Genomic DNA, 9927 nt, shown 5'->3' with positions numbered 1-9927 from the left:
GAACCGGAATCTTACGTGATATCCATTACACTAAGGGTGGCGACCAATTTAGTATACCAAAATCTAATAATAATTTCAAGTACAAATTGTCATCCTTAGATTAAAATAATTACTCTCTCTTAATCTATTTCCTCATTCTATCAAAATATACACTTATCCCTTATAAACTAAAACAATTTCATACCTGTACTAACAAAGAACAAAACCAAAAGAGAAAAATAGTTTCGTAAAAGAAATAGAAAAGATTCCCAAAATTTTTCTATTTTCCTGTTTCCTCATAAATTTAATACATCATAAAGATTATTCAACAAAAAGGCTGGACACTTCTTGCCCAGCCTTTTCACGTATATAGTTATCGTACTTCCGCACTCACTTTTTCTTCGAGTGATGCTTGGATTTTTTCCATATAGCGTGCGACTTCTTCGTCTGTTAAGCTGTCTTCTGGATTTTGGAAGGTCAAGCTATAGGCCATTGACTTCATGCCAAGTCCCAATTTTTCGCCTGAGAAGACGTCAAAGAGTTTGATGTCTGTCAAACGTTTCACGCCGGCAGCTTGGATAGCATCTACAACTTCTTGGTGAGTGAGTTCCGCCTTGAGGAGTAGAGCCACGTCACGACTAACCGCTGGGAATTTCGTGATTTCCACAAATGGAGCAGCTGGCTGAAGCGCTGCTTCGATGGCTGACAGATTCAGCTCAGCTACATAAGTCTCAGGAATATCGTAAGCCTTAGCCGTCACAGGGTGTACTTGCCCAAGGAAACCGAGAACTTGATCCCCGTGGGAAATAACAGCTGTCCGTCCTGGGTGGAGGCTAGCTAGTTCTGCAGTCGCTCTATAGGTCACTTCCAGTCCCAAACGAGTAAAGAGGGCTTCCAAGATTCCCTTGGCATAGAAGAAATCAACTGGAACAGCCGGCGTTTGGAAGTCTTTTTCAGCAACCAAGCCTGTCAAGGCAAAGGCAAAACTGTTAATCTCATTTGGAAGTTCTTCTTTTGGATTACCTGTTTGTTCAAAGACTTTTCCAATCTCGTAAAGAGCCAAGTTTTTATTCTTACGAGCCACGTTATAGGCCACTGTATCCAAAATACCTGAGACCATATTTTGGCGGAGGACAGAACGATCCACTGTCATTGGCCACATGAGTTCTGTAAGGTTACTTGGTTGAGCTGTGAACTCAACTGCTTTTTCAGGAGTTGTCAGAGCGTAGGTAATGATTTCTGTCAAACCTGCCCCTTCAGCAATCGTACGAACTTGACGGCGAAGTTTTTGTGTCGCAGTCAATTCACCAGCTGTACCATCGTCTTTTGGAAGACTAGTTGGCAAGCGGTCATAGCCATAGATACGAGCGATTTCTTCAAAGAGGTCTGCTTCGATGGTAATATCCCAACGACGACGTGGAACGCTAACTGTAAAGCTATCTTCATTTCCAGAAAGACCAAAGCCAAGACGACGGAAGACATCTTCTACATCGGCGTAGGAAAGCTCCGTACCAAGGACGCGGTTAACGTCTGCAAGAGTCGAAGAAACTTCCACATCAGAAGTATCAAGCTGACCTGCTGAAACGATTCCCTTGCGCACCGTAGCACCTGCAAGTTCAGCAATCATGCTAGCTGCCGCATCAAGGGCTTCATTTACCGTTGCAACATTAATCCCTTTTTCAAAACGAGAAGATGATTCCGAACGAAGATTCAAGCGACCGCTAGTCTTGCGGATAGATTTGCCATTGAAAACAGCAGCTTCAAGGACAACACGGCTAGAATTTTCAGAGATTTCTGTAGCCTGACCACCCATGACACCTGCAAGGGCTACGGCTTTGTCCGCAACCGTAATCACGAGGTCATTTGTTTCTAACTCACGCTCTTCCCCATCCAAGGTCACTAGTTTTTCACCCGCACGCGCTTCACGCACTCGGATGTCATTGCCTTCAAAGGTATCCAAGTCAAAGGCATGCATGGGTTGACCAAAGTAGAGCAGGATGTAGTTGGTCACGTCCACTACGTTATTGATTGGACGGATGCCTTCGTTCATAAGAAGGTTTTGCAACCATTGTGGACTTGGTGCGATGGTCACATTGTCCAAGATACGGGCTGCATAGTAAGGCGCCTTGTCTGTGTCAATGATGACAGAAAGAGCATCCGCTGCGGATTGGTCTGTTTCAGTCAAAGCAAAGTCTTTGAAATTGACTGCCTTGTCATAAATCGCTGCTACTTCGTGCGCTACCCCACGCATAGAAAGAGCGTCTGCACGGTTTGGAGTGATGGAAAGTTCAATGATTTCATCATCCAAGTCTAGATAAGAGAAGACTTCATCCCCTGGAACAGCATCTTGAGGCAAGATTTGGATGCCATCTGCAAATTCTTTGGGTACGACGGAGTCAGAAATACCCAATTCACCAAGGGAACAAATCATTCCGAGAGACTCTAAACCACGGATTTTCCCTTTTTTGATTTTGTAATTGTTAGCGATACGAGCTCCTGGAAGAGCCACCATGACCTTGATACCAGCACGCACATTTGAGGCACCACAAACGATCTGACGGGCTTCTTCTTCGCCAACGTTAACCTGACAGACATGCAAGTGAGTTTCCGGCACATCTTCGCAAGACAAGACCTCACCGACGACAATTTTTGAAAGACCAGCAGCCGGTGATTCGACACCTTCGACCTCGATCCCTGTAGTTGACATTTTCTCAGCCAACTCTTGTGATGGCACATCAATGTCCACCAATTCTTTTAACCATTTATAACTAACTAACATATGTAAGATACCAAGGGCCAAGCAGAAATCTAGTTATCTTTCCTAAATCTCCATCCACCCTCGTTTTGATCCTTTCATTTTGTGTTTTCCAGCTCGAGACTGGCTTAGGTAGGTCCCATAACCTCCCCTTCTCTAGAATAGAAGTTTCTTGTTCCTTCTAGATCAATTTCTTTCTCAACAACCAGTCTGTATCCACGGTATCTCCGGTGATATACTGGTGTTCACTAAATCGTTCAAATCCAAAGCGATAGTAAAAATCTTGCGTCTTAAAGTTGCGTTCCCAGACGCCTAGCCAAGCCCACTAAAAGCTATAGCTCTTGGCTTGATCCAGCGCAAAGCTAAACATTTCCTTGCCAAAACCAGCCCCATGAAATTCCTTTTTGACATAGATCCGTTGGATCTCAAAGGACTTGTCCATCTCTACTGGCTCGGCCTGCGCCTGACCCAAGTTGATCTTGAGAAAACCACAGATTTCTTGTTCTTCATTGAGGACAAAATAGGTTTCAGATTCTGGATCTAGCAGATCCTTCTCGATTTGCTCCGAAGAGAGCACAGTAGAGAAGTAATCTTCCAAATCTTTCTCAACAATATAGGGACCAAAGGTGTCCCGGTAGGTCTCCACTTCTAGATCTCGTAAAGTCTGTGCCTGGTCGATTTTTACTCTAACTAACATGATTATTTAAACTGTTCTGAGAAGCGAACATCTCCTTGATAAAAGCCACGGATATCATTGATTCCATAACGAAGCATGGCTACACGCTCCTGACCAAGTCCGAAGGCAAATCCTGAATAGACTGTTGCATCAATGCCACTCATCTCAAGTACGCTTGGGTGAACCATACCGGCTCCCATGATTTCGATCCAACCAGTCTTCTTACATACATTACATCCCGCTCCACCACATTTGAAGCAAGAGACATCGACCTCAACAGAAGGCTCAGTAAATGGGAAGTAAGAAGGACGCAGACGGATTTGGCGTTCTGCACCAAACATCTTTTGCACGATCAACTGAAGCGTTCCTTGAAGGTCTGCCATAGAAATGTTCTTCCCAACAACCAAACCTTCGATCTGATGGAACTGGTGACTGTGAGTCGCATCGTCTGTGTCACGACGGAAAACACGCCCTGGAGAGATCATTTTCAAAGGACCTTTTGAAAAATCATGGGCATCCATAGCACGCGCCTGAACTGGAGACGTGTGGGTACGGAGCAAGATTTCTTCTGTGATGTAAAAGGTGTCCTGCATATCCCGCGCTGGGTGATCTTTTGGAAGGTTCATGCGTTCAAAGTTGTAGTAGTCTTTTTCGACTTCAAACCCATCGACGACTTGGTAACCCATACCGATAAAGATATCTTCGATTTCTTCACTGGTTTGGGTCAAGACATGACGATGACCACTTGCGACTGGACGTCCAGGTAGGGTCACGTCGATACTCTCACTAGCTAATTGGACTTGGACTTTCTTTTCTTCCAAAAGCTTAGCTGTTTCTTCAAAGGCAGCCGTCAATACATCACGCGCTTCATTGACATGTTTTCCGATAACCGGACGCATTTCAGCAGAGACATCTTTCATCCCTTTAAGGATTTCAGTAAGGGAACCTTTTTTCCCAAGGACAGAGACGCGTAACTCTTGCATCTCTTTTTCATTTTCAACTGTAATTTGCTGGAGTGATGAGAAGACCTCTTCTCTAAGTTTTCGTAACTGTTCTTCTATAGTCGACATATTTTTCCCTTTCCAATAATTTCAACTGATTGAAGGTATTTTTGATATCATAACTAACCATTAATCCTGAATTTATTAAACGATTACATAAAAGAAAAAACGTGCCAAAACTCCACAATCGGAGCGTCGACACGCGGTACCATCCGTTTTTATCTACCACAAAGTAGACCTTAATTTCTTGTTCCTTCTGCAAGTGAATTCATTTAACTTTCATGTAGAGAGCTTACAGTCAGGACTCTCCTCCCTTCTCACTTTTAGTGATTCACACTTCCATTAAAGTACTAGTCTTACGGAACCTATGCAATTGTTCTTTTATTGTAACAAAAATTCACCCTACTAGCAAGAGTTTTTTACTCATTTACTTGAATTTCACCACTTTGATAGTTAATAGACAAGCCTGACTGAACATTTGGAACAAAAACATTAAATTCCAAACTACCATCGCTAGACTTTGCTTCAATATGCGAACCGGCTGCTATTAAATCGGAATCATTGGCATAAATTAAGGTCACACGATAGCGAACACGTTTATTGTTATCCAGTGCTTTTCTCACCAAACTCTCATAATAATTTTGGCCTGTTGAATCATTTGCTCGTGCTTGATTAGCCCAAGCTGTTTGAACAGCTATATTTTCAGGATTACTCGTTGAAGCATCAAAGCCTTTTAATCCCCCAACAAGTGCATATCCCAAAAGATGCCCACGGTCAATTGCATGATTGTACTCACCTGATAAATTTTTAACCTGATGCCAACCAGCCGGTGTCCAAGAAGTAGAGCCATTTCCTGTTTCTTCACGACTTTTATATTGTCTTGTTGATTTAGAAAGTAGTGCATTTGCAACCGTTGGAACTACTTGTCCGTTTACTTGCTTGGTTTGATTATTCGCATAGGGAGCACTTGAAACTTTTGCATTTAAATCTGTCTTATTGCTATTAACTTCAAAAGCACCTGCACCATTCCAAACCAGAGTTCCTCCAATTTCCTTTTTCACCTTCTCTGTCACTACTGATTCAGATAAGGCTTGACTTGGAGTGGCCTCATTACTAGAACTTTTATTTTGAGAAATACCACCATTAGCACTTGTTACATCATCTACATTACCTAGATACGCACCTCCAATAGCTAAGGCCATAGCAACGACTAGACTCAGCAGACTGGTGACCTGTTTTTTCTTTATTTTTCTCTTTTTAGCCATTTCGTTTTCCTCACTTAAAACGAGAGCTTACTAGCTCTCGAAAGTACCTAATTTCCAGTTAATTTCTTAAAAACTTGTCCCCAAGTTGATGGTGAAAAAATTTCCCACGGATTAGAATGTGAGCCTATCACGCTATAGCCTATCATGAGCCCAGCAAAAAATATCACCATGGCAATCAAAAGAATTAGAAATAAAATTCCTAATTGTTTTCCGACAAATCGCAATCTATCAGTCATCATTTTCTTCCTTTGTACGCTGAATATCCGCTCCTAGAGCTGCAAGCTTCTCATGAAAGCGGTAATAGCCTCTATCTAAATGGGTCAATTTACCTACTTTTGTCGTTCCATTAGCTACAAGTCCTGTTAAAATGAGTGCTGCCGATGCCCTTAAATCTGTCGACATCACTTCGGCTCCCTGCAATTCTTCTCCCCCAATAATACGTGCTGTATCACGCAAAATTTCGGAGTGGAGTCCCATACGACGCATTTCTTCTAAATGCTGGAATCGATTTTCAAAAACTGTCTCAACCATAGTTGACTCACCTTTTGCAACAGCCATCAAAGCAGTAAACTGGGCCTGCATATCGGTTGGAAAACCTGGATGTGGCAAAGTTTTCACGCTAACTGCTTTCAGATCATTTTTATTAGCTTGAATACGGATTCCTGTCGCTTCTTCCGTAACTTTAACTCCCATTTCCAACATCTTCGCGAGTAAAGGACGATTGTGTTCCCATACAGCATCTTTTACCAATACGTCCCCACCTGTCATGGCAGCAGCAACCATGAAAGTACCAGCCTCAATTCGGTCTTGAATAACGCTATGCTCTGCTCCGTGAAGTTTATCCACTCCTGTAATAGTTAACGTCTCAGTCCCCGCACCACGGACCATCGCTCCCATTTTATTAAGAAAATTTGCTAAATCAACAATTTCAGGCTCACGAGCTGCATTTTCAATGATTGATACACCATCTGCCAAAGTTGCTGCCATCATAATATTTTGAGTTGCTCCAACACTAGGAAAATCCATATAAATGTGAGCTCCCTTAAGACGCTCCGCTTTAGCTTCTATATAACCTGCTGTTTGATGAATTTCGGCTCCCATAGCCTCCAAACCTTTGAGATGAAGATCGATTGGACGACTTCCAATCGTACACCCTCCTGGCATCGATACTTTAGCATGACCATTACGAGCTAGGATTGGGCCTAGAACTACAATCGACGCTCTCATTTTACTTACATACTTATAAGGAGCTTCCTCATGTAAGGACTTAGTAGCATCAACTGTGACCTTATTTTCTAACTCATTAAATTGTACTGTTGTATTCAACCCTTCTACTACCTTGTTCATCGTAAACACATCCGACAGGATTGGTACATTTGTCAATGTTGACTGTCCCTCACTCGCCAGAACTGTAGCTGCCAACAAAGGTAAAACAGCATTTTTTGCACCTTCAATTTGTACTTCTCCAACAAGGCGGGTATTTCCACCATTAATAATTATTTTATCCATTCTTGTCTCCTAAGAATTAATCTTATCTTCTATAATATCATAAAATCATCAAAATTTTCCCTAAAATGTCTCAAGAAAAATATTACGACTCATATTGTAAAGACTTAGAAAAAACGAAGCTAGTATAAATCCCAAAGCAATACTAAATAAGAGAATCAATAATCGAGATCTTTTTATATTTTCTGGATCCAAACGCAAAAAGCGAGACCAGTCCACAGTTGTATTGAGTAGGTAAAAAGAAAAATAAATAAAAATCATATAACTAGAAAAATTAAATATCATTTGAATCATGCCTCTAGTATATCATAAAAATATTACATCATTTTTAAAATTTCAAAAAATTCATTAAGAGAATCGTTAAAAAATATTCAGATATCTCGTTTCTTGCCAACAAAAAAGTGAGCGATAACAATCAATACCTCAAAGAGTTTGATTATCCACTCACCTTTTTTCATAAAAATAGTCTTAAAAGACTTATGAGATTCTATACTTTACTGACGAAACTATCATCTTAAAAAGAATTTCATTAAGTACCCTTTTATTCGGATGAAATCAAGTTTTCAGATTACACCCTTCTATAATTATTTTAATCTTACTTCAAAAATCGTTCCCCTAGGTTGGTTATCTTTAACTACAATCGTACCTTTAAGTGCTTCCACAATTTGCTTTGCTAATGATAAACCTAACCCAAATCCTCCTTTTTGACGAGTTCTTGCTTTATCTACACGATAAAAACGTTCAAATATATGAGTTTTGTCACTATCTCGAATACCTGGCCCATTATCCGCAACTTGTACCACCAGCTGTTTATCTTTCTTTCCTACGAAAACATTCAACTGTATTGTTCCATCTTCTTCTGTATATTTAACAGCATTATCGAAAAGAATCGTTACCAATTGACGTAATAAAGTTTTATCTGATTTGATTACCTTGGTAACCTGATTATTCCACGTAAGATTTTTACCATTTTCTTCAGCAATTATACTATAATTTTCAAAAATGGCATCAAAAAATGCTGGTTCAATTTCGACAATTTCTGGACTTAGACCATCATCACGGCGAGCAAGATTCAGCAAATTTGTCGTAAGCAATCGCATATTTCTTACTTCTTCAAGACTAGATGCTATACTTTCACTTGTTTCAAGAATCGTAGCCTCAGGTTTTCGAAAGAGATTTTCTAAACGATTCTGTAAAACGGCAAGTGGGGTTCTAAGCTCATGACTTGCATTTTCAACAAAAGTTTTTTGTTTTTCAATACTATCTATCAAAGGTTTTACACTTACAGAAGCTAAATATTGGCTAGCAATTAAAGAAATAAACCAGAATCCAATCATCACCATAAGAATAATTCTCTCATTGGTTTTACTAGCCTGTTCAAGCTGATTAACATTCGTTAAAACTGCAGCATACCGTACATTAGGTATATCAGTTTGGTTTAATTCAATTAGAATTCCTCTGTATTTTTCAATGTGCTTAGCAACATTTTGAGTCTCGTAAAAAGTAATCCGCCCCAAATCACTCTCACGGAAATCAATAGAGTCTAATCCTTGAAAATCATTTTCTTGTGCGATAGCTTTCCCATCAGTATCGAAGAGAACAATCTCAGTATTTGCTCCGATATTTACCTTTTCGGATAAGGGAGCTGGAACTCGTACATTTGAGTCACTCGATGAAACTGTATCACTGCTATTTTCCTGCTTATCGTTCTCCGTTTTTTCCTTATCTGGCAGGAATATTAAAGAATTTTTCCCGTAGTATGATTTTACAATCGAATATTCCATGACCCATTCAGGATTGTTACTAATCACTCGCAAATCATCATCCACACTTTGATACATAATCGTGCGTGTAATCTGCAAAATAATTAGAGTCATCATTGAAAAAATAATCGTAAAAGTTCCAAAATAACGAAGAAAATAAGAGAAATTCCCAGGATATTTTTTCTTATTTTTCTTACTCCACATCTTTTAGAATATACCCGACACTACGTAAAGTTTGCAGGTTGTCTGTAAAGGTAGTTCCTTTCAATTTTTTTCTGATTTTTGAAACATAAACTTCGACAACTGATATGGTAGTGTCACTATCAAATCCCCAAAGACGGTCAAATATTTGTGTTTTGGGCAAGATTACATTTTGATTTTGCAAGAAATAAACGAGTAAATCAAACTCTTTCCCCAACAATTCCACTTCTTTATCTCCTACTATCGTCGAGTTAGTTGATAAATTAACCGAAACATCCCCATAAGAAATAGTATTAACATTAAACTTACCGGAACGTTTCAGAAGCGCTTGGATACGCATTTTTAACTCTTCAAGATAAAATGGCTTAGTAAGATAGTCATCCGCACCCAGCTCAAAACCATGACCTTTATCATCAAGGCTTTCTTTAGCAGTCATTATAAGGACCGGGGTCGTAACCCCTTTATCACGCAATTCTTTCAACACCTGAAATCCATCTCTCTCAGGTAACATCAAATCAAGTAAAATTAAGTCGTAGACTCCACTTTCTGCCTCATATAATCCTTCTTCTCCATCAAAAACTTGCATAACATCTGCAAAATCATCTAAAAAATCAAAGACAGAATTGGATAAACCAAGATCGTCCTCTACCAATAAAATCTTAATCATGTTTGACTCCTCTTTTTTTCTATATTATATCAAATTTCCCTTAAAAATTGCTCAATTTAAGAATCACTTTACTATATCATATAAGGCCTTGTTCAAAGCCTCATCAGAAATAGC

At 39.8% G+C, this 9927-nt stretch carries 8 protein-coding genes and 1 pseudogene; all 9 read right to left on the bottom strand.

Translation table 11 applies throughout. The features are described from left to right. Positions 1-352: 352 nt before the first annotated feature. The 9 genes and pseudogenes from pheT to STRDD10_RS01120 all read right to left on the bottom strand — a co-directional run bounded on the left by pheT (position 353) and on the right by STRDD10_RS01120 (position 9813). Positions 353-2758, bottom strand: coding sequence for a phenylalanine--tRNA ligase subunit beta (gene pheT / locus STRDD10_RS01155; protein WP_067193003.1), 2406 nt, complete (start codon positions 2756-2758; stop codon positions 353-355). 157 nt (positions 2759-2915) lie between these two features. Then, positions 2916-3431 (bottom strand): annotated as a pseudogene (locus STRDD10_RS01150) (GNAT family N-acetyltransferase). A 2-nt stretch (positions 3432-3433) separates the two neighbouring features. Continuing rightward, positions 3434-4480: a phenylalanine--tRNA ligase subunit alpha gene (gene pheS / locus STRDD10_RS01145; RefSeq protein WP_067192425.1), complete on the bottom strand. Its 1047-nt coding sequence runs from the start codon at positions 4478-4480 to the stop codon at positions 3434-3436. A gap of 350 nt (positions 4481-4830) precedes the next feature. Beyond that, entirely contained in the window at positions 4831-5676 is an 846-nt protein-coding gene (locus STRDD10_RS01140) for a DNA/RNA non-specific endonuclease (protein ID WP_067192423.1), read from the bottom strand. Between the two features lie 47 nt (positions 5677-5723). Then, the gene (locus STRDD10_RS01135; RefSeq protein ID WP_067192420.1) at positions 5724-5912 is read right to left on the bottom strand and encodes a DNA-directed RNA polymerase subunit beta; all 189 of its coding nucleotides are present in this window, start codon (positions 5910-5912) and stop codon (positions 5724-5726) included. Then, positions 5905-7185, bottom strand: coding sequence for a UDP-N-acetylglucosamine 1-carboxyvinyltransferase (gene murA / locus STRDD10_RS01130; RefSeq protein WP_067192417.1), 1281 nt, complete (start codon positions 7183-7185; stop codon positions 5905-5907). Before murA ends, STRDD10_RS01135 begins: the two co-directional genes overlap by 8 nt. A 60-nt stretch (positions 7186-7245) precedes the next feature. Then, positions 7246-7467 (bottom strand): DUF1146 family protein, encoded by a 222-nt coding sequence (locus STRDD10_RS10285; protein ID WP_269450112.1) that lies wholly within the window; start codon positions 7465-7467, stop codon positions 7246-7248. A gap of 299 nt (positions 7468-7766) precedes the next feature. Then, positions 7767-9149, bottom strand: coding sequence for a sensor histidine kinase (locus tag STRDD10_RS01125; protein ID WP_067192415.1), 1383 nt, complete (start codon positions 9147-9149; stop codon positions 7767-7769). Continuing rightward, positions 9139-9813 (bottom strand): response regulator transcription factor, encoded by a 675-nt coding sequence (locus STRDD10_RS01120; RefSeq protein ID WP_067192412.1) that lies wholly within the window; start codon positions 9811-9813, stop codon positions 9139-9141. Before STRDD10_RS01120 ends, STRDD10_RS01125 begins: the two co-directional genes overlap by 11 nt. Positions 9814-9927 lie beyond the last annotated feature (114 nt).

The organism is Streptococcus sp. DD10, assembly GCF_001578805.1.
Lineage (GTDB): Bacteria > Bacillota > Bacilli > Lactobacillales > Streptococcaceae > Streptococcus.
Note: the sequence above shows the minus strand (reverse complement) of the source record. Positions and strands in the feature narration are given on the sequence as shown.

Bases quoted from the DNA above. Each gene is read 5' to 3' on its own strand.
- pheT (WP_067193003.1), bottom strand. From the start codon at position 2,758: ATGTTAGTTAGTTATAAATGGTTAAAAGAATTGGTGGACATTGATGTG.
- STRDD10_RS01120 (WP_067192412.1), bottom strand. From the start codon at position 9,813: ATGATTAAGATTTTATTGGTAGAGGACGATCTTGGTTTATCCAATTCT.
- STRDD10_RS01140 (WP_067192423.1), bottom strand. From the start codon at position 5,676: ATGGCTAAAAAGAGAAAAATAAAGAAAAAACAGGTCACCAGTCTGCTG.
- STRDD10_RS01125 (WP_067192415.1), bottom strand. From the start codon at position 9,149: ATGTGGAGTAAGAAAAATAAGAAAAAATATCCTGGGAATTTCTCTTAT.
- STRDD10_RS01135 (WP_067192420.1), bottom strand. From the start codon at position 5,912: ATGACTGATAGATTGCGATTTGTCGGAAAACAATTAGGAATTTTATTT.
- pheS (WP_067192425.1), bottom strand. From the start codon at position 4,480: ATGTCGACTATAGAAGAACAGTTACGAAAACTTAGAGAAGAGGTCTTC.
- STRDD10_RS10285 (WP_269450112.1), bottom strand. From the start codon at position 7,467: ATGATATTTAATTTTTCTAGTTATATGATTTTTATTTATTTTTCTTTT.
- murA (WP_067192417.1), bottom strand. From the start codon at position 7,185: ATGGATAAAATAATTATTAATGGTGGAAATACCCGCCTTGTTGGAGAA.